Origin of the sequence: Streptococcus infantis, assembly GCF_021497965.1 — a bacterium.
GTDB classification, from domain to species: Bacteria; Bacillota; Bacilli; order Lactobacillales; family Streptococcaceae; genus Streptococcus; species Streptococcus infantis_B.
Window position 1 is genome coordinate 1,183,779 of the sequence record NZ_CP046525.1, and the last position, 20,466, is coordinate 1,204,244.

The 20,466-nt window shown below is 40.5% G+C and carries 18 protein-coding genes and 1 pseudogene; 7 read left to right on the top strand and 12 right to left on the bottom strand.

Annotation, left to right across the window (positions count from 1 at the left end; all coding sequences use genetic code 11):
• Nucleotides 1-36 precede the first annotated feature (36 nt).
• Nucleotides 37-669, top strand: coding sequence for a GNAT family N-acetyltransferase (locus GOM46_RS05955; RefSeq protein WP_006149873.1), 633 nt, complete (start codon nucleotides 37-39; stop codon nucleotides 667-669).
• 45 nt (nucleotides 670-714) lie between these two features.
• Here GOM46_RS05955 and metK read toward each other — a convergent pair whose 3' ends face one another.
• A complete protein-coding gene (metK, locus tag GOM46_RS05960; RefSeq protein WP_006149959.1) occupies nucleotides 715-1,905 on the bottom strand; it encodes a methionine adenosyltransferase in 1,191 nt (396 codons plus the stop codon).
• 238 nt (nucleotides 1,906-2,143) lie between these two features.
• Nucleotides 2,144-2,842 (bottom strand): GntR family transcriptional regulator, encoded by a 699-nt coding sequence (locus tag GOM46_RS05965; protein ID WP_006149854.1) that lies wholly within the window; start codon nucleotides 2,840-2,842, stop codon nucleotides 2,144-2,146.
• 140 nt (nucleotides 2,843-2,982) lie between these two features.
• Here GOM46_RS05965 and guaA point away from each other — a divergent pair, with 140 nt between their 5' ends.
• On the top strand, nucleotides 2,983-4,545 hold the full coding sequence (gene guaA / locus GOM46_RS05970) for a glutamine-hydrolyzing GMP synthase (RefSeq protein ID WP_006149931.1): 1,563 nt from the start codon (nucleotides 2,983-2,985) through the stop codon (nucleotides 4,543-4,545).
• Between the two features lie 136 nt (nucleotides 4,546-4,681).
• On the opposite strand, the gene GOM46_RS05975 is transcribed toward guaA, so the two are convergent.
• From GOM46_RS05975 to rpsO, 6 genes are all read right to left on the bottom strand, one after another.
• The gene (locus GOM46_RS05975; RefSeq protein ID WP_006149860.1) at nucleotides 4,682-6,025 is read right to left on the bottom strand and encodes a DEAD/DEAH box helicase; all 1,344 of its coding nucleotides are present in this window, start codon (nucleotides 6,023-6,025) and stop codon (nucleotides 4,682-4,684) included.
• Between the two features lie 150 nt (nucleotides 6,026-6,175).
• Entirely contained in the window at nucleotides 6,176-6,871 is a 696-nt protein-coding gene (locus tag GOM46_RS05980; RefSeq protein ID WP_025169969.1) for an alpha/beta hydrolase-fold protein, read from the bottom strand.
• The gene (locus GOM46_RS05985) at nucleotides 6,852-7,862 is read right to left on the bottom strand and encodes an ABC transporter substrate-binding protein (protein ID WP_006149956.1); all 1,011 of its coding nucleotides are present in this window, start codon (nucleotides 7,860-7,862) and stop codon (nucleotides 6,852-6,854) included. Before GOM46_RS05985 ends, GOM46_RS05980 begins: the two co-directional genes overlap by 20 nt.
• A gap of 18 nt (nucleotides 7,863-7,880) precedes the next feature.
• Nucleotides 7,881-8,636 (bottom strand): ABC transporter ATP-binding protein, encoded by a 756-nt coding sequence (locus tag GOM46_RS05990; RefSeq protein WP_006149803.1) that lies wholly within the window; start codon nucleotides 8,634-8,636, stop codon nucleotides 7,881-7,883.
• 1 nt (nucleotide 8,637) lies between these two features.
• Nucleotides 8,638-9,684: a FecCD family ABC transporter permease gene (locus GOM46_RS05995; protein WP_235083330.1), complete on the bottom strand. Its 1,047-nt coding sequence runs from the start codon at nucleotides 9,682-9,684 to the stop codon at nucleotides 8,638-8,640.
• A 566-nt stretch (nucleotides 9,685-10,250) separates the two neighbouring features.
• Entirely contained in the window at nucleotides 10,251-10,520 is a 270-nt protein-coding gene (gene rpsO / locus GOM46_RS06000; RefSeq protein ID WP_001018251.1) for a 30S ribosomal protein S15, read from the bottom strand.
• 205 nt (nucleotides 10,521-10,725) lie between these two features.
• On the opposite strand from rpsO, the gene GOM46_RS06005 reads away from it, so the two are divergent.
• The 3 genes and pseudogenes from GOM46_RS06005 to thrS all read left to right on the top strand — a co-directional run bounded on the left by GOM46_RS06005 (nucleotide 10,726) and on the right by thrS (nucleotide 13,363).
• Nucleotides 10,726-11,097, top strand: coding sequence for a hypothetical protein (locus GOM46_RS06005; protein ID WP_235084142.1), 372 nt, complete (start codon nucleotides 10,726-10,728; stop codon nucleotides 11,095-11,097).
• Nucleotides 11,098-11,218: 121 nt separating this feature from the next.
• Nucleotides 11,219-11,346: pseudogene (locus tag GOM46_RS08425) on the top strand (AAA family ATPase); the annotation flags it as partial.
• 73 nt (nucleotides 11,347-11,419) lie between these two features.
• Nucleotides 11,420-13,363, top strand: a complete 1,944-nt coding sequence (thrS, locus tag GOM46_RS06010) for a threonine--tRNA ligase (RefSeq protein WP_006149904.1) — start codon at nucleotides 11,420-11,422, stop codon at nucleotides 13,361-13,363.
• 212 nt (nucleotides 13,364-13,575) lie between these two features.
• On the opposite strand, the gene GOM46_RS06015 is transcribed toward thrS, so the two are convergent.
• The 3 genes from GOM46_RS06015 to GOM46_RS06025 form a co-directional block, all read right to left on the bottom strand.
• On the bottom strand, nucleotides 13,576-14,637 hold the full coding sequence (locus GOM46_RS06015; RefSeq protein ID WP_006149869.1) for a DUF389 domain-containing protein: 1,062 nt from the start codon (nucleotides 14,635-14,637) through the stop codon (nucleotides 13,576-13,578).
• A 309-nt stretch (nucleotides 14,638-14,946) separates the two neighbouring features.
• The gene (locus GOM46_RS06020; protein ID WP_006149936.1) at nucleotides 14,947-15,921 is read right to left on the bottom strand and encodes a sensor histidine kinase; all 975 of its coding nucleotides are present in this window, start codon (nucleotides 15,919-15,921) and stop codon (nucleotides 14,947-14,949) included.
• The gene (locus GOM46_RS06025; protein WP_006149950.1) at nucleotides 15,914-16,591 is read right to left on the bottom strand and encodes a response regulator transcription factor; all 678 of its coding nucleotides are present in this window, start codon (nucleotides 16,589-16,591) and stop codon (nucleotides 15,914-15,916) included. Before GOM46_RS06025 ends, GOM46_RS06020 begins: the two co-directional genes overlap by 8 nt.
• 95 nt (nucleotides 16,592-16,686) lie before the next feature.
• Here GOM46_RS06025 and GOM46_RS06030 point away from each other — a divergent pair, with 95 nt between their 5' ends.
• Together GOM46_RS06030 and GOM46_RS06035 are read left to right on the top strand one after the other, a co-directional pair.
• Entirely contained in the window at nucleotides 16,687-17,763 is a 1,077-nt protein-coding gene (locus GOM46_RS06030; protein ID WP_235084143.1) for a DUF2974 domain-containing protein, read from the top strand.
• Nucleotides 17,764-17,873: 110 nt separating this feature from the next.
• A complete protein-coding gene (locus GOM46_RS06035) occupies nucleotides 17,874-18,503 on the top strand; it encodes an MBL fold metallo-hydrolase (protein WP_006149902.1) in 630 nt (209 codons plus the stop codon).
• 38 nt (nucleotides 18,504-18,541) lie between these two features.
• On the opposite strand, the gene GOM46_RS06040 is transcribed toward GOM46_RS06035, so the two are convergent.
• Nucleotides 18,542-20,434, bottom strand: a complete 1,893-nt coding sequence (locus GOM46_RS06040) for a M13 family metallopeptidase (protein WP_006149933.1) — start codon at nucleotides 20,432-20,434, stop codon at nucleotides 18,542-18,544.
• Between the last annotated feature and the right edge of the window lie 32 nt (nucleotides 20,435-20,466).

Consider the following 20,466-nt stretch of genomic DNA (forward strand, 5'->3'; position numbering starts at 1 on the left):
TATAATAGTTAGAGAGATTTTATGAAGGAGTGTGAAATGAAAGAAATAGTATATAGAGAAGCCAAGCTAGATGAATACCAAAAAATTGGAAAAGTATTGGCTGGAGCCTTTATGGACTATCCTTTTATGACTCTTATCAAAGATGATTTAAAGAAACCAGAATACTACCCATCCTTTCTAGAATTGTTGGATAGCCTTTTGACCAGACTCTACATCAAGGGAGAGACTTGTCTAGTCGCTGAACGAGACGGAGAAATCCTAGCAGTCGCCCTTTTACAACAGAAGGATTTTTCTATTCTATCTTATTTATTAAATGGTATTATCAAGCTTTTCCGTTTTATTACACCACGGAACCTCTTGAAATATCTAGATTTGGTCGAACGTTCTGAACAGCATTTAAAAAGATCGGGCAATTTTGACTGGTATTTGATGATGCTAGGAGTCAATGCTTCTAGTCAACATCAAGGTATCGGTAGTGCTTTTCTACAAGAAGGTGTCGAGCCCTATCTTAAAGCTAAGGGCTGCAAACGCTTGGGCTTAATCACCAGCACTGAGAAAAATGTGTGCTTCTATGAAAAAAACAAGTATGAATTACTGGATTCGATGATGTTGGAATATGGAGCAAAATCTATTGGAAACTGGGCTTTTGTAAAAATACTGGATAAGTAATTGTAAACTAAAAAAGATTGGTCATTACACCAATCTTTTTTGATTTTATTTAACTGCTTCTTTCAAGGCTTCTACCTTGTCTAAACGTTCCCATGGAAGATCGATATCTGTACGTCCCATATGTCCATAAGCCGCTGTTTGACGGTAGATTGGACGTTTGAGGTCAAGCATTTGGATGATTCCTGCTGGGCGAAGGTCAAAGATTTGACGCGCTGCTGCTTCTAATTTGCTTTCAGCAACTGTTCCTGTACCGAAAGTATCGATACGAACAGATACTGGATGAGCCACCCCAATCGCGTAAGCTAATTGCACTTCTGCTTTCTTAGCAAGCCCTGCTGCCACGATGTTTTTTGCAATATAGCGAGCTGCATAAGAAGCGGAACGGTCAACCTTAGTCGCATCCTTACCAGAGAAGGCACCACCACCGTGACGTGAGTAACCACCATAGGTATCTACGATAATCTTGCGACCAGTCAAACCAGAGTCACCTTGAGGTCCACCGATAACAAAACGACCGGTTGGATTGATGAAGAATTTTGTCTCATCATCTAGGTAAGATGCTGGAATCACTTCCTTGATGACCTTGTTAATCACATCTTCATGGATTTGTTCATTGCTGACTTCTGGATCATGTTGAGTTGAAATAACAACTGTATCCACGCGCACTGGTTGGTCATTTTCATCATACTCAACCGTGACTTGTGATTTGGCATCTGGACGAAGATAGCTAATTTCACCAGACTTACGAAGCTCTGCTAAACGACGAACCAACTTGTGGCTGAGTGAAATTGGCAAGGGCATGAGTTCTTCTGTCTCATCCACCGCAAAACCAAACATGAGACCTTGGTCTCCTGCTCCGATCAAATCAAGTGGATCTTGGTCTGCATTTCCACGAACTTCTAGGGCTTCATTAACCCCTTGAGCGATATCAGGAGATTGTTCCACCAATGATGGGTGTACCCCTACTGTCTCCGCAGAAAATCCATACTCTGTATTGGTATAACCAATTTCTGCAATCGTATCACGAACTACACGGTTAATATCGACATAAGCATTTGTAGAAATCTCACCAAAGACATGGACTGAACCAGTATAAACAGCTGTTTCAGCAGCCACGTGTGCTTCTGGATCTTGCTCTAAAATAGCATCCAAGATAGCATCTGAAATTTGGTCTGCAATCTTATCTGGATGCCCCTCAGATACAGATTCAGACGTGAATAATTTACGTTCTGACATAAAAATGTCCCCCCTTAAAAAATATTCGTTATAGAGTTACAAAGAACTGGTAGGAAGAGTGTTTACAATCAAACCTACCACCTTATCGGGACCATATAACCTATCTATTATAACACGAATCTTGTAAAAATACTCGTATGATTACTATTTTTCTCAACGGGAAATTGTTTTCTACTTTAAAGCAAATAAAAAACTCTTAAAGTAGATATGATTTCCTACTTTAAGAGAGATGTTACACTTAATTATTTTCTAGATAAAACTCAAAACGTTCCCCAACATATTGGCTTTTCACATACTCAAAAGCTGTCCCGTCATCAAAGTAGGAAACTTGAGTCAGACCTAAAATGGCATGCCCTTTTTCTACTTCCAGATAATGAGCAATTTTTTCCTTGGCTAAGCGAGCATAAATGGTCTGGTGCGATTTCCCAATTCGATAACCATGTTTCTGTAAAGTTTGGAAAAAGTGCTTGGTTACTTCTTCTTTTTTGAAATTTTTGATAAATTTCTCAGGAATCGATGCCACTTCATAGACAACAGGAACTTTATCTGCATAACGAACACGTTCCATACGAATAATATTGTCAGTTGGCAGTATACCTAGTTTAGCCACTTCTTGCTCATTTGGAATCGTACGACGGTAGGAAATCAGATGACTAGATGGCGTTTTCCCTTGAGCTTTAACAATTTCCGTAAAACTAGTTGTTCCACGCATTCTTTCCTGAACTCGTGTACTTGAAACGAAGGTCCCACTACCAACACGCCGTTCCAAAACCCCTTCTTCAACCAAAAGAGAGATTGCTTGACGCAGGGTCATGCGGCTAACGGCAAATTCCTCAGCTAGATCTCGCTCGCTAGGAAGTCTCTCTCCAATTTTCCAATTTCCCTCATCAATGTCTTTTTTGATTTGGTCATGGATTTTCATATAAGCTGGTAACATGCTTGCTCACTTCTTTTCTTTATTTTTTCCATTGTACCGTATCTCATATGTAAAAGTCAAACATCACTTGTTTAGTTGGTAATTACGATTCATTTATGATAGAATATTCAAGAAGATATTTCTTTTAAGAAAGGGAAAAGATGACCAACATTTCAACTGATTTGCAAGATGTCGAAAAGATCATCGTACTGGACTACGGAAGCCAGTATAACCAACTTATCTCCCGTCGAATTCGCGAGATTGGTGTCTTTTCAGAACTAAAAAGTCACAAGATTTCGGCTGACGAAGTCCGTGCTATCAATCCTATCGGGATTGTACTTTCAGGTGGTCCAAACTCTGTTTACGAAGAAGGATCGTTTGATATTGATCCAGAAATTTTCGAACTGGGAATTCCAATTTTAGGAATCTGCTATGGTATGCAGCTTTTGACTCACAAGCTTGGTGGTAAGGTTGTTCCTGCAAGCGATGCTGGTAACCGTGAATACGGTCAATCAACATTGACTCACACAGAATCTGCTCTTTTTGCTGGAACTCCAGAAGAACAACTTGTCTTGATGAGCCACGGAGATGCTGTTACAGAAATTCCTGCTGATTTCATTCGTACTGGTACATCAGCTGACTGTCCTTATGCATCAATCGAAAATCCAGACAAGAAAATCTATGGTATCCAATTCCATCCAGAGGTTCGTCATTCAGTTCACGGCTATGATATCCTTCGTAACTTTGCCTTGAATATCTGTGGTGCCAAAGGTGACTGGACTATGGATAACTTTATCGAGATGCAAATCAAACAAATCCGTGAAAAGGTTGGAGACAAACGTGTTCTCCTTGGTCTTTCAGGTGGTGTTGACTCTTCTGTTGTTGGGGTTCTTCTCCAAAAAGCCATCGGCGATCAATTGATCTGTATCTTTGTAGACCACGGTCTTCTCCGTAAAGGGGAAGCTGACCAAGTTATGGATATGCTTGGTGGTAAGTTTGGTTTGAACATTGTCAAAGCAGACGCTGCCAAACGTTTCTTGGATAAATTGGCAGGTGTTTCTGATCCTGAACAAAAACGTAAGATTATCGGTAACGAGTTTGTCTATGTCTTTGATGATGAAGCAAGCAAACTGAAAGATGTGAAATTCCTTGCCCAAGGAACTCTTTATACAGACGTTATCGAGTCAGGTACTGATACTGCTCAAACCATCAAGTCTCACCACAACGTTGGTGGACTTCCAGAAGACATGCAGTTTGAACTCATCGAGCCACTTAACACTCTTTACAAAGATGAAGTTCGTGCCCTCGGTACTGAGCTTGGTATGCCAGATAATATCGTATGGCGCCAACCATTCCCAGGTCCAGGTCTTGCCATCCGTGTCATGGGTGAAATCACTGAAGAAAAACTTGAAACAGTTCGTGAATCAGATGCTATCCTTCGTGAAGAAATCGCTAAAGCAGGTCTTGACCGCGACATCTGGCAATACTTCACTGTTAACACTGGCGTTCGTTCAGTAGGTGTTATGGGAGATGGTCGTACTTATGACTACACTATCGCTATCCGCGCTATCACTTCTATCGATGGAATGACAGCTGATTTTGCGAAGATTCCATGGGAAGTACTCCAAAAAATCTCAGTTCGTATCGTAAACGAAGTTGATCACGTCAACCGCATCGTCTACGATATCACAAGTAAACCACCTGCAACTGTAGAGTGGGAATAGAATTAATGAACTTAAAAAAGCCTAGAAATATTGATTTCTAGGACTTTTTATTTTATTTAGACAACAATTTAACTACAAAAGTCTTAAATACTTTATCAAAAAAACAGTAAAACCAACTGGTTCTACTGTTCTAATTTTAAAAGGTTTGACGCTTGGCCTTACGTTCTGCACGCCCGCGAGCACGACTTTCTGCTCGCTTAGCTTTGCGACGTTTTTCATCTACTGCCCATTTAATTTTTTTCTTATAGCCTGGTTTAACTTTTTTCTTTTTCTTTTTAACCAAGCCAATCATTTCGATGTCCAGTTTTTCCTGTTTTTTCTCACGATTAGCACGGCGATCTCGATCATAGGTATCTTGGAATTCTCCATCTTTGACGACTTTCGGAGTAAACTTGATCCCCAATTTCTCCAATTCGCGAATATCTGAGTCATCACTAGGCTGGTAGAGGGTAATGGCTGTACCTGGCAAACCATTACGTCCAGTTCGTCCAACACGGTGGACAAAGAAAGACAAATCCTGTGGAATAGCATCATTGATAACGTGGCTGACACCTTCAATATCAATCCCACGCGCAGCTAGGTCAGTCGCAACGATGTACTCAAAATCAAGATTTTTCACCTGATTCATGATCCGTTTGCGTTCACGAGGAGCAATATCTCCATGAATCTTAGCTACTTTTAGACCTTGTGTAGTCAGGTAAGCATGCAATTCATCTGCACGTGTTTTTGTATTCACAAAAATCATGGCAAGATACGGTTGCATGACTTGAGTCAATTCATAAATCTGGGCATTCTTGTCACGTCCCTTAGTAGAAATCAACCAGTTATCAATGGTATCAGAGATGACTGTTTTGGTCTTGATTTTTTCCATGACAGGATTTGACAAGTATTTTTTCAAGAACGGTTGCAGTTTTTGTGGAATAGTCGCTGAGAAGACCATAAATTGCAAGTCCTTGGGAAGACTTCCTGCAATCTTATCAACTGTTTCCAAGAATCCCATATCCAAGGTCATATCTGCTTCATCGACTACAAAGGTCTTAGCCTTATGAATAGCCAAATCACCAGATTTTACCAAGTCATAAATACGCCCAGGAGTTCCAATAACGATATGTGGCTGATTGCTGGCAAGTTTTTCAATCTGACGCGCCTTGTCTGTACCACCAACATAGTTGGCAACACGAATTTCTACTTCAGAATGTTCCGCAATCTGGCGAGCTGCCTGGTAAATCTGAGTTGCCAACTCACGACTAGGAGCTGTGATAACGGCTTGTACACTATCACTCTCTTCATCTAGCTGTTGGAAAATTGGTAACAAGAAGGTATGGGTCTTTCCTGAACCTGTTTTTGATTCACCGACCAAGTCACGACCTGCCAAAACAATAGGAATCAACTTTTCTTGCACTTCGGTAGGCGTCGTAAACTTCAACTCTTCCAAAGCTTTTTCTATATACTTCTTAAATTTAAATTGTGTAAATGACATAATTTCCTCGATTCTATCTATCTTCTCATTATACCATAATTTAGTTTATTACAGGGAGGTATTTCCGTCAAGGGTAATCGCTTGAAAATTCCAAGGACAAGCATACAAGAGAAACACTCCTAGTTGCGATGAACAAGGAGTGTTATAAGATCACTTGAGAACCCACTGCTCTCTTAGCCAATCACAAAACTGATGATAGCGTTCGTTAAGAGCTTCATGATGCCCATAAGCATCAAATGTAGAATATGTTGTGGGAACTGCTTCTGAAATCAGGTTATGTAGTTCCCTTGCAAACATCGGAGCCTTAGACAGGCGATTGGAATGATTGGCACCTTCTATCTGACCATTTTGCAGATAAATAAGACTTTGACTCTGTATCAGGTCATGTTCCCTACAAAATTCTGTAAAGTCTGGATACCAGAAAGAACCACAGACAGAAAAGATACAGGTCACAGGAAGATAACTACTATAGAGACTATAGATAGCAGCAAGACCACCAAGTGAATAACCACCATATGCAATCCTATTTTCATCAATCAAGTAGGCTTTTTTTAGAGTTGTTAGAATTCCTTGAAAGAGCTTCTCATGATAGGCTTCTACCTTCCCACCAAAATCCGAAGCCCCTTCTTTTAAAGCACTAGCTTTCCAAGGTGTAAAGTCATTCAGACGGCTTTCTGGAATCAAACCCACCAAAATCACAGATTGAGATAGGTCTGACAAATAGTCCAGTTCCCCATCGTTTAGAAGTACAATTGGGTAGGCTTGTTTAGAGTCATAGTTTGAAGGAAGGCTGACCCTAACCTGAATTCTTTCCCAGTTAAACTCCTTATTTCTTGATAAAGTCATTGATTTTTTCAAGTGAATCAATCACTGCAGGACCGTAGTCCATCAACTCATCGTAAGAGATGGTCATGATTTTTTGATTCTTGATTGCTGGGACATTTTCCAAAACAGTGTTTGCCTTCATCAAATCCACTGCTTTTTCATCCAATTTTTTGTTGCGATCGCTAGTTACATAGATAATCAACTCTGGATCCATTGATACTAGATTTTCCAAGGTCAAGCCAGATGTTCCTGTTGCAACATTGGTATAACCAAGTTGGTTAAGCAAGCTTTCTTGAAGGGCTGACTTGTAGGCACCAAAGGTTTCGTCATTGTAGGCAACCATAATTAAAGCTTTTTTCTTTTCACCCTGTGTTTCTGGGTTGGCTTTTTTAACCGCATCGATTTTAGCTTGCAATTGCTCTGCGTATTGATTCGCCTTGTCTTGAACATTGAAAATAGTACCAAGATTCTTTACATCTTCTACGATATTTCCCAAATCCTGTTGAATATTTGATAGTGAGGCTTTTTGCGTATAAACAGGGATTTTATTTTCATTCCAAGCACTAATCGTTCCCATTGACTTTTCAGAGAACATCATGTTGCGCCCCATCAAGGCATCAGGTTCATAAGAAAGAACCGTTTCTTGTGAGACTGATTTCTTATCCCCGATATGAGGGATGGCTTCAATGGCATCCTTGTATTTACCAGTTACGGCATTATCAGGATTGAGCATGCCGGCAATTTTATCTTTCAAACCAAGTTCAAGTAGAATTTCAGTTGTTGAAAGGTTGTTGGTGATAACCTTTTCAGGAGCCTTTTCAAAGACTTGCTCGACTTCGTTTCCTTTGGCATCGTATGTTTTGATGGTTACAGGATAGCTTGTTTCTGTAGTAGCTTTTTGACTAACTTCTGTTGTAGCTGGTGCAGTTGCTGTTTCTTTAGATGTGTTGCTACAAGCCGCCAAAGATAAGGTAGCTACTGTTACGAGCAAAATACTGAGTGATTTTTTCATGTCAATTTCCTTTAAATCTTATAAATAGTGAATCATGGCTTGCTGGTCTTCCGTCCAAGTAACCTTACTTTGGACACCATAGACAACCTGCAAAGACTCAGGAGTGATGGTCTCTTTTGGAGTACCTTGGTAAACTATCTCTCCCTCTTTCATCAGATAGAGATAGTCTGAATAGCGACAAGCTAGCTGAATATCATGCAAGACGGCTAACACATTGATCTTGAGATTTTTAACAATGGTCAACAAGTCCAGCTGGTATTTGATATCTAGATGATTGGTCGGTTCGTCTAAGAGCAAGAGTGAAGGTTCTTGAGCTAAGGCACGTGCTAACAAAACTCGCTGTCTCTCTCCTCCTGATAGAGAAGAGTAAAGGCGATTTCTCTTTTCGAGCATATCTACCTTGGCTAGAGCATCCTCAACCAAGGCAAAGTCTTTTTCTTTTTCCTTTTGTAAGAAAGAGAGATGGGGTGTTCTGCCCAGCATAACGATTTCTTCAACCGTACAATCAAATTGGAGTTGATTGAACTGGGTGATGACTGCCATCTGTTTTGCCGTTTCCTTAACGCTCATTTGTTCCAAGGGTTTCCCATCAAGGGAAATCAGGCCCTGATCAGGCTTTTCCTGTCGATAGAGGAGTTTCAACAAACTAGTCTTCCCACTTCCATTGGGTCCCAAAATCGTATGAAATTGGTTGCCCTCCAGTTTGAGTGAGACTCCTTTGAGAATCTTTTTTTCTCCGATTCCAAAGTGAATATCCTGACACATTAAGTCCATATCAGACCTTCACCTCCCTTCGTCTACTTGCAACCATGTAGATAAAGAAAGGTGCACCTACTAGGGCCGTGAAAATACCAATCGGCAGCTCAGCATTTTGGATTAAAACACGAGCAAGAACATCTGCCCAGATAACAAAGAGGGCGCCGAGCAAGGTTGCTATCGGAAAAAGCCTTCTGTAGTTTGTACCCACCAAACTTCTCGCCAAATGTGGGGTAATAAGACCAACGAAGCCGATAATTCCACAGGTTGATACCAAGATAGCTGTCAGCACAGCCACAATAGCCACATAGAGATACCAGTAAAAACGTAGAGGAATCCCCAAGGTCAAGGCTGCCTCATCTCCCATCATCATGGCATTAAAAACACGGTATTGGGTAGAGAAAAATAAAAAGGCTATTCCCACAACTACTGCTGGCAGGGTTAAGTGAGCCCATGAGATCCCTGCTAGAGAACCCATGGTCCAAAACTTGATGCTCATGACACTGTCAGCATTAGCGCCAATTGAGATAATAAAGTTTGAAAAAGCCAAAAAGAGTGCATTGACCACAGTCCCTGATAAAATGAGGCTTGAAGTTGTCATCCTGCCTTGCATGGAAGCAATGACTAAGACTGCAACTGTTGCCACAAGCGCTCCAAGGAAAGAGCCGAGACCAATCATGACTTTAAACCCAAGAATGATGCTCAACGTAGCGCCAAAGGTTGCCCCAGCTGAAATCCCTAACACATAAGGTTCAGCAATGGGGTTATTGACTGTTGACTGCATCACGCTTCCACACATAGAAAGACCCGCGCCAACTATCAAACCTAGAAAGACCCGTGGCAATCTCATATTCCAAACAATAGCAAGTGTCGACTTCGAAATGTCTCCTATATCCAACGGAGCTCCCATCTTACTGAATATAATCCGATAGGTATCACTCAAACTAATTTGAACAGAACCCATAGAAACAGCAAAAAATAGAGAGACTCCCAATGCTACAAGCAAAAAAGCTAGCAGAAAAAAATATCGCAGGTTTTGATGGCTTCCAGAAAATTTGGAAAGCATGAAACCCTCCCTTAATTAAAGATTAAAAATTTAGACAATTTTCATAATTAGTATACCACATTTCCAAATCAGGAACAAGACTAGAAAAATATAGAAAAAAGCCCTCTGAAGTCAGAGAGCTAATTTGAGCTTGGGCTAAAATCCTAGTGAAAAAGATGAAACTCCTTGTGTTCATCGAACACTGTGTCCTTTCCCTATTTTCATACGGATTTTTATCGCCCTTAGCATCATAATTCTTGCTGGATAAAACGTTTATAGACTAGGTGGCAAGCCGAAGATCGAACAAGAATTTTAGTGAAATAAAAAATCTCCCCAAAGGGAGATGATCTGGTTTATTTTACCTTACAGTGCTAGGAACCGTAACCGAAGATAATACTTGAGTATATCGAGGTAAGGTGACGAAAATAAAAAAAGCTACTCAACTAGAGTAGCCTTATGTTCAAGATATGCTCAATTGAACACGGCCTAAGCACTTGGCAAAAAAGATAAAATCTCCTAGAAACTGAAGTTTCTTCGTCAATTTTCCTATTTTTGCTTTGTGCTTTTGACGGCCTTTGTATCTTGAATTAGCGACGAAGTCCTAGAGAGTTAATCAACTCACGGTAACGGTTAACGTCGTTTTTACGCAAGTATGCAAGCAAATTACGACGGCGACCGATTTTCTTCATCAAACCACGGTAAGTAGCGTGGTCTTTTTTGTGTTGTTTGATGTGTTCGTTAAGGTGGTTGATTTCCCAAGTAAGGACAGCAACTTGAACCTCTACTGAACCAGTGTCACCTTCGTGACGTGCATATTGTGCGATGATTTCATTTTTTTTCTCTTTTGAGATTGCCATGATGTTTCTCCTTTTTATTTGGCTTCATCCGAGTGACAGGTTGGCATGCCTGTAACCAAGAAGAAGTTATTTGTCTTTACGACAGTTCTTATTCTACCAAGAACTAGCTTCTTTGTCAACTGATTTACTATTCTTACCGCAAAAGTGCTATAATAGTTATAGGAAGGATATCTAAGGTGATAGCTTGAAAAATGAGGTGATTACCATGCGTAAATTCTTCAAATATCTCCCCTACTATCTGGTTGTATTTTTCTTTTATTGTCCACTTTATGGATTTTTTATTCTACTATTACAGAATCCAAAACTAACGGAGCTCTATCTTTTAAATATATTTATCCTTACGCCCATCGTAGTTTTTATAGTTTCGCTTCTTTATAGCTATCGATTTGGTTTTTCACTGCATTGGCTTTTAGGTAGTTGCTTACTCTATGGATTTACTATCATTCCTTTCAGAGAATTTATCATTGTTTATTTCCTAGCCTATGAAATCCTTATTCTACTAGGTACAGTTATTGGTGCCACTATCAAGTATCTGGTTCAAAAACTGAAAAACAAAAAACTTTCACAAAATCCTTGAAAAATCTCGCAATCATGCTATAATAATGCATAGAGACAAGTCACTTAGAATCTTTCTTTTAGAGAGTGCGTGGTTGCTGAGAACGCATAGGAAGTCTAAACTGATACTACTCTACTAACTTTTATGCAAACATAAAACGGTGGCCACGTTAGAGCCAATCAGAGGTGTCCCTCTTTTTTGAGGAACATAAATGAAGGTGGAACCACGTTGCGACGTCCTTTCGAGGAGGTCGCTTTTTGTTTTTCTTGATTTAAGACTGCAAAATAGGGAAACACTTCTGCTATAGAAATAATTGATAACTAATAAATATAAGGAGAAAAACATGATTAAGATTACTTTCCCTGATGGCGCTGTTCGTGAATTCGAATCTGGCGTTACTACTTTTGAAATTGCCCAATCTATCAGCAATTCCCTAGCTAAAAAGGCTCTTGCTGGTAAATTTAACGGCAAATTGATTGACACTACTCGTGCTATCACAGAAGACGGAAGCATTGAAATCGTGACACCTGATCACGAAGATGCCCTTCCAATCTTGCGTCACTCAGCAGCTCACTTATTCGCTCAAGCAGCTCGTCGCCTCTTCCCAGATATTCATTTGGGTGTTGGCCCAGCTATCGAAGATGGTTTCTACTACGATACAGATAACCAAGCTGGCCAAATCTCTAACGAAGACCTTCCTCGTATCGAAGAAGAAATGAAGAAAATCGTTAAGGAAAACTTCCCATCTATTCGTGAAGAAGTGACCAAGGATGAAGCGCGTGAAATCTTCAAAAATGATCCATACAAATTGGAATTGATCGAAGAACACTCAGAAGACGAAGGTGGCTTGACCATCTACCGTCAAGGTGAGTACGTAGACCTCTGCCGTGGCCCACACGTCCCATCAACTGGTCGCATCCAAATCTTCCACCTTCTCAACGTGGCTGGTGCTTACTGGCGTGGTAATAGCGACAATGCCATGATGCAACGTATCTATGGTACTGCCTGGTTTGACAAGAAAGACTTGAAGAACTACCTTCAAATGCGTGAAGAAGCTAAAGAACGTGACCACCGTAAACTTGGTAAAGAGCTTGACCTCTTCATGATTTCTCAAGAGGTTGGTCAAGGGCTTCCATTCTGGTTGCCAAATGGTGCGACTATCCGTCGTGAATTGGAACGCTACATCGTCGACAAGGAAATCGCCGCTGGTTACCAACACGTCTACACTCCACCAATTGCCTCAGTAGAACTTTACAAGACTTCTGGTCACTGGGATCACTACCGTGAAGATATGTTCCCAACTATGGATATGGGTGATGGTGAAGAATTCGTTCTTCGTCCAATGAACTGTCCTCACCATATCGAAGTCTTTAAACACCACGTTCACTCTTACCGTGAATTACCAATCCGTATTGCTGAAATCGGTATGATGCACCGCTATGAAAAATCTGGTGCTCTCACAGGGCTTCAACGTGTACGTGAAATGTCACTTAATGATGGTCATACTTTCGTAACACCTGAACAAATCAAAGATGAGTTCCAACGTACGCTTCAATTGATTATCGATGTTTACGAAGATTTCAACTTGACTGACTATCGTTTCCGTTTGTCATACCGCGACCCTAAAGATACTCACAAGTACTTCGATAACGATGAAATGTGGGAAAATGCTCAACGTATGTTGAAATCAGCTATGGATGACATGGGACTTGACTACTTTGAAGCTGAAGGTGAAGCTGCCTTCTACGGACCAAAATTGGATATCCAAGTCAAGACAGCTCTCGGTAAAGAAGAAACACTTTCTACGATTCAGCTTGACTTCTTGCTTCCAGAACGCTTCGACCTTAAATACATCGGAGCTGATGGTGAAGAGCATCGTCCAGTTATGATCCACCGTGGGGTTATCTCAACTATGGAACGCTTTACAGCTATCTTGATTGAAAACTACAAGGGTGCCTTCCCAACATGGCTTGCACCACACCAAGTAACTCTCATCCCAGTATCTAACGAGAAACACGTTGACTACGCTTGGGAAGTAGCGAAGAAACTCCGTGACCGTGGTGTCCGTGCAGACGTGGATGAACGTAATGAGAAAATGCAATTCAAGATCCGTGCTTCACAAACTAGCAAGATTCCTTACCAATTGATCGTTGGTGACAAGGAAATGGAAGACGGTACTGTTAATGTCCGCCGCTACGGCCAAAAAGAAACACAAACTGTCTCAGTTGATGACTTTGTAGAAGCTATCCTAGCTGATATTGCCAACAAATCACGTGTTGAGAAATAAAACGATCACTGTCTGAGAAACATTTTTCAGAGCCAGAAAAAGCAACAACTATTTCAGCTGTTGCTTTTTATATTTTATTTAATCTGAGCTAGTAGTGATTGGTCAACTCACTAAAAATGCTATCCTCATCAACAATCCTTTCTATCCACTAGATTTTGAATATAAGATCTCTTCCCAAGATTTGCTCTCATGAATTAGACAAGTCAATATCCTCAATCCTTGTCTGCTTCATTGTCTGCTTCATTTTCTTTTGCGCGATCGTTTTGTAAATTTTTTTCAGAGAGTTTTTGATCGATATACTTGTCAATGTTTTCGTAAAATTCCTTGATCGTCTCACTATCTGATTTTTCCGAATTATGGAATTGCTTGACTTTCAATTGAACAGATTCAATACCGTAAGAGGCTTGTTTTTGGCGAATGGTTTCTAATTCTTCTTCTGAAATCGGATCTCCAACAACAGTCAAGACCAATTCATTATTACTTGACTTGTAAACTTGATTAATGACCGTATAATTGGCGAACTCTTTTCCTACGAACTGTTTGATCTCTTGTTTTCGTTTTTCATTCATCGTCAGAGTGACTGCTGAATAGCTGGCTGGAAGGACCAATAATACAATCAAGGATATCAACCCAATTCTAATTTTAATGTTTAGCTCATTAAATGAACTTAAGGCAGATTTTTTCATCATAATTCTTGTTCCAACAATGTTGATTAGCATGATAAAGCCACAGTTGATCAAGAAAAGATAAAGGGCCCCAAATAAAAATCGAACATTTCCATTAGCTAAACCATATCCTGCAGTGCAGATAGGTGGCATCAGAGCTGTTGCGATGGCTACTCCTGGTACGATATTGTTTGCTTCTTTTTTCCTTGAACCAATGACACCTGCTATCCCACCAGCGATAGCAATGAGAACATCCCAAATGGTTGGAGAGGTTCGTGCAATCAACTGGCTACTTGCATAAGATAAGGGAGAAATCCAGAAATACAGAGCCGATACAAGCAAACTGACCAATACTTGAGTAAATAAAACCTTTAGAGATTGCTCAATTAAACGCGTATCAAAAATAGCTAAACCAAATCCCAGTCCAGCAATCGGTGTCATAAGAGGGGAAATCAGCATAGCTCCAATAACGACAGCTGTTGAATTCATATTTAGGCCTATAGAGGCAATAAAAATCGAACACATTAAAATCAATATATTACTTAATCGAACATGAAGGTCATCATATAGTTTCTCGCGGAATTCACGTGTTGAATAGTTTCCGGACATTGGTTACTCCTTTTATTTCATATAATCTTGTTTCTGCATGGATGATGGTAGAGAGACTTCTGTCCAAACTGACATGTTTTTAATTCTTACCTGTGATTCTTTTGAACATTATCATTTAAATATCCATCAGTCCATCCTACATATTATATCAAAAATTTTACAGTCTTTCTCTGAAGAACTCAATCAATTTAAAAGATAGCGAACGGAAAAATTCCAGTTACCTTTTTCTTTGTTCTATCCTATTTTCTCACTACATAGAAATCTAAAGAAGAGCTTGAAAGATTTCTTCCAAGCTCTTAGCATTTCTTTTTACTCAATAAGTAGGTTCACTTCCGCAAACTTAATTCGCACGGTTGTTCCTTGACCAAGTTCAGATTCGATACGGATTTGATGACCTAATTCTTGGCTAATTTTCTGGGTTAAATAGAGACCAAGTCCAGATGACTGCTGGGTCATACGACCATTGTAACCTGAAAATCCGCGTTCAAAGACTCGAAGAACATCACTATTTTTAATGCCGATTCCTGTATCCTTGATACAAAGGTCCTGACCGTCCATATAGATTTCAATTCCACCTTCATTAGTGTACTTGAGGCTATTTGAGAGAATTTGTTCAATGACCACCAACAACCATTTTTTATCCGTCACAATGCTTCTATCCAAGTCATGCATATTAATACTTAGGCTTTTCTGGATAAAGAAAATAGCATATTTGCGAATGACTTCCTTGACCAGATTTTCTATATTTTCTTTTTTCAAAACCAAATCATCATGGAAACTTTCTAAGCGTAGATATTGGAGCACGAGATTGGTATAGGAATCAATTTTGAAAATTTCTTGTTCCAATTGTCGCTTAAGCTCTCGTTCAGAAACTTCTGCCACCAATAGACGGGTTGCTGCTATGGGGGTCTTGATTTGATGCACCCACAAGGTATAGTAGTCTAGTAAATCTGTTAGCTTGCTTTCCGCTTCTGATTTCTTTTGATAAAGCTCAGCTTCGCGTTCGTCCAATTTTTCTGCTAGAGCACATTCCAAAGGAGATTTTGGTTCTCTCTCAGAATAAAGCATTTCCTTACGATAAACTTCTGCTTCTACTAGGATATCCCAGATGAAAAATAAAAGGGTTAGAAAACTACAAAGCAGAAAGAAGTAAAGAAAGTAAGAACCTAGATTTGTAAATAAAATGTGAAAGGCGAGGGCAAGGCAGCTAATCAAAAAAATGAAAACCAGAAGGCGAATCCGTGAGCGCAGATAAGCCAGAAAAAATTGTCTCCAATTAAGCATGTTTCAACCCGTATCCGATACCTTTCTTGGTCTCAATAAATCCTACCAAACCTTGCTCTTCCAGTTTTTTACGCAATCGCGCAACATTGACAGAAAGAGTATTATCGTCGATGAAAAAGTCACTATTCCAGAGTTCTCGCATCAGATCATCACGCGCCACGATATTTCCTGCGTGTTCAAAAAGAACACGTAAGATTTGAAATTCATTCTTTGTCAGCGTGATTGCTTGTCCCTCAACATGCAAATCCATAGACTTGGTATTGAGGATCACTCCTGCATACTCCAAGAGACTTTCATCCCGCCCAAACTCATAAGAGCGACGCAATAATCCCTGTACCTTGGCTAAAAGGACCTGTTGATCAAAAGGTTTGGTCACAAAATCATCTGCTCCCATATTGATAGCCATCACGATATCCATAGCCTGGTCTCTGGAAGACAGAAACATAATAGGAACTTTTGAAATCTTGCGAATTTCCTGGCACCAATGATAGCCATTAAACAAGGGAAGACCAATATCCATAAGAACCAGATGTGGCTCAGACTGAACAAATAGCGTTAGAACTTCCATAAAGTCTTCTACCATGACTACTTCAAAACCCCATTCGGAGAGCATTTTCCCAACTTGCTGACGGATTACTGGATCATCTTCTACTAGTAAAATCTTATGCATCTGCTCCTCCTTTTTCTATATTATAGCAAAATTTTTCTCACTACTAGCGAAATTGATGTAAATCTGATATGATAAAAGTTAAGAAAGGAATTCCCATGGCCAATATTTTTGACTACCTAACTAATGTTCAATACGATTCTTTTTATGATGTTCCCTTAAATGAACTAGATGTACTAGCTTTAACAGAGCTGACTTATCTTCCTTTTGATGACTTATTGGGCCAGCCTGTCAATCGTTTAAGCGATGTCGCAACCCGTGTTCCTCGAGAGAGCACCATGTTGACCAATAAAGAACGTCTCCAGCTTCTAGATCAGCTTGCCCAACACAAACGTTTTAGAAATTGCAAGCTATCAAACTTTATTAACGAGATTGATGTGGAACTTCAAAAGCAATTTGCTGCTATGACCTATCGCCTGAATCTAGATACTTATCTCATTGTATTTCGAGGTACAGACGATAGTATTATTGGCTGGAAAGAAGATTTCCATATGACCTACATGAAGGAAATCCCTGCCCAAAAGCATGCTCTTGAATACTTGGAAAATTTCTTTGCTCAACATCCAAAACAAAAAGTGATGGTAGCTGGACATTCTAAAGGTGGCAATCTAGCTGTCTACGCTGCTAGCCAAATTCAACTTGAATTGCAAGAAAAAATATCCGCAGTTTATACCTATGATGCCCCTGGTCTCCAAGCTGAACTGACTAAAAGCACCGGCTATCAAGATGTCATTCCAAAAATTCATCGTTATGTCCCACAAGGTTCTGTCATCGGAATGATGCTGGAAGCTCCTGATACTCCTATTGTTGTCAAGTCTACCGCACTTGGAGGAATCGCTCAACACAATACTTTCAGCTGGCTAACTGAAGGACACCACTTCGTCCAACTAGAGGCAATCAGTAGCGAAAGTTTACAAATCAAAGACACTCTTAAAGAATGGGTGGATAGTGTTCCCGATGAGGAATTAGAGCTCTACTTTGATCTCTTCTTTGGAACCATCCTAGAGTCTGGAATTAGCTCCATTAATGAACTATCTTCAAAAAACGCGATCGAACATGTTCGACAACTAGTTTCCCAGGCACAAACTCTAGAGCCCAAGCAAGTTGAAACCTTAAAAAATCTAACACAACTCCTACTGGATGCCCGTTTCCAAGCATGGAAAAATCATTTTTAATGTATTAAAAAGTCCCTTCTTTTATGGAGGGACTTTCTTGTTGATTGATTTCTTATTTTGTCCTTCTGTGTTATACTAGAAACTGTAAATTCTTTGAAAGAGGAAATCCTATGAAAATCCATAAAACCGTAAATCCTGTTGCCTATGAAAACACTTATTATCTCGAAGGAGACCAACACCTGATCGTGGTCGATCCTGGTAGCAACTGGGATGCTATTCGCAAGACTATCGAGAACATCAACAAACCAGTCTGTGCGATTCTATTGACCCATACTCACTACGATCATATCTTGAGTCTTGACTTGGTCAGAGATACTTTTGGAAATCCTCCAGTCTATGTGGCTGAGAGTGAAGCTTCTTGGCTTTATACTCCTGTTGATAATCTTTCTGGGCTTCCTAGACACGATGATATGGCAGATGTCCTATGTAGACCAGCTGAACATACCTTCGTTTTTCATGAAGAATACCAAATCGAGGAGTTTCGTTTTACGGTACTTCCAACTCCAGGTCACTCTATCGGTGGCGTTTCACTCGTTTTCCCAGACGGACACTTGGTCTTAACGGGAGATGCCCTTTTCCGAGAAACCATTGGTCGAACAGACTTGCCAACTGGTAGTATGGAACAACTCCTTCATAGTATCCAAAGCCAGCTCTTCACCCTTCCTAACTACGATGTCTATCCTGGACATGGTCCTGCTACGACCATCGCTCACGAAAAAACCTTTAATCCATTTTTCTAAAACATAAAAACCAAGGACAATCATCCTTGGTTTTTTGATTACCAAATAATCACACGGTCTTCTGGTGAGCGCCACATGCCGTCGCCTTCTTTGACATCATAGGTTGTAAAGAAGTCATCAAAGTTTGGCACTTGGACATTGACACGGAGTTTAGCTGGCGCGTGCACATCAACGCTGGCCATGAGTTTCATCAACTCTGGACGACCTTTCATTCGCCAGATACGAGCAAAGTTGTTGAAGAACTCTTCAGCTGAGAAGTCTGGCTCTCTCTTAGCAGCTTCTAGCGCTGCGGCGATTCCTCCAAGGTCAGCAACGTTTTCGGATACGGTTAATTTACCATTGATTTTTGCACCGTAAGATTCTTGACCATCAAACTGGTCGATAACCTTCTGAGTTTTCTCTTTGAAGGCTGCATAGTCGCTTTCTGTCCACCAATCCTTAAGGCTACCATTTTCATCAAAGGAAGCTCCGTTGGTATCAAAAGCGTGAGAGATTTCATGGGCGATAACTGCTCCGATACCACCATAGTTGGCAGAAGATGACTGGTGCAAGTCATAGAATGGAGCCTGCAAGATAGCCGCTGGGAAGACAATCAAGTTCTTTTGTGGATTGTAGTAAGCATTGACCATGTGAGCAGGCATTCCCCACTCCTTATAGTCAACTGGCTGGTTCCACTTGCTCCAGCTGTGCTTGATTTCCACACGCGCAAAGGCTAGAGCATTCTCAAAGAGACTAGCGTTTTCGTCTACTACTTTATCCTTGTAGCGAGCTGGGAGCTCTTCTGGATAACCGATATAAGGCTTGATGACATTGAGTTTGACGATAGCTTTTTCTCGCGTTTCAGGAGTTAACCAGTCATTCTTAGCCAAGCGTTCCTTATAAACATCAATCATAGTTGCCACTTTTTTCTCAACGTCTGCCTTAGCTTCCGGAGAGAATTTTTCATGTGCATACCAAAGACCGAGCGCTTGTTTGAATGGTCCTTGGGCCAAGTGGTAAGCAGCCTTGCGCTTATCTTGGGCTTCTGGAACACCTGAAAGAGCACGGCCATAGGCACCTGACAAAATGCGAATCTCATCTGTCAGATAGCTAGTTGAAAGATTGACCACACTCAAGATCAAGCTTGCCTTGAGCAAAGGCCAAGCTTCTTCACTATAGAATTGCTCTGCTGCTTGCCAGAAACGTTCCTCATCTACGATAACCTTATCTGGAGTTTGACCAATCACAGTTTGGAAGAAGTCATCGAGAGGTAGAGCAGGTGCAAACTTCTTGAAATCTTCATAAGAGTATGGATGGTAGAGTTTGGCATATTCTGAACTCTCTTCGTTTGAAAGTACGACTGCTGCGATACGGCGATCCAACTCCAATCGTTTCTCTAAAAGATCTTCGATTTCTTCATCTGAGAAGTCATAGGCTTTGAGGAGATTCGCAGTACTTTCTTTCCAAAGGTTCAATAATTCCTCGCGCTGTGGATGGTCTTCCGCATAGTAGGTTGTGTCAGGCAAGATTGTTCCTGGAGCACTAGCCCAGAGAACATTGGTTCTAGCATCCATAAAGTCTGGTGATACTCCAAATGGAAGGAAGTTTGGTTTCCCTGCTAGCTCAAACTCTGCTAGCTTGCTTGTAAAGTCTGCGAAGCTCTCCAAATCTTGGTATTCCTTAAGCATAGGAAGGACTGGCTTGATGCCATCAGCTTCTCGCTTATCGAAATCTCTGACCATACGATGGTATTTGACAAAGTTTGCTAAGATGGTATCTTCTGGAACATCTTCTCCAACCAACCATTTGTCAGTTGTCGTTAGCATGAGGTCTTCGATTTCTTCGTCAAGGTCGATAAAACCACCTGTTCGTGATTTGTCAGCTGGAATGACTGCAGTCTTTTCCCATTCACCATTTATAGCATCATAAAAATCATCTTGATAACGTGTCATCTTGTTCTCACTTTCCTAATTTCACTTATTCC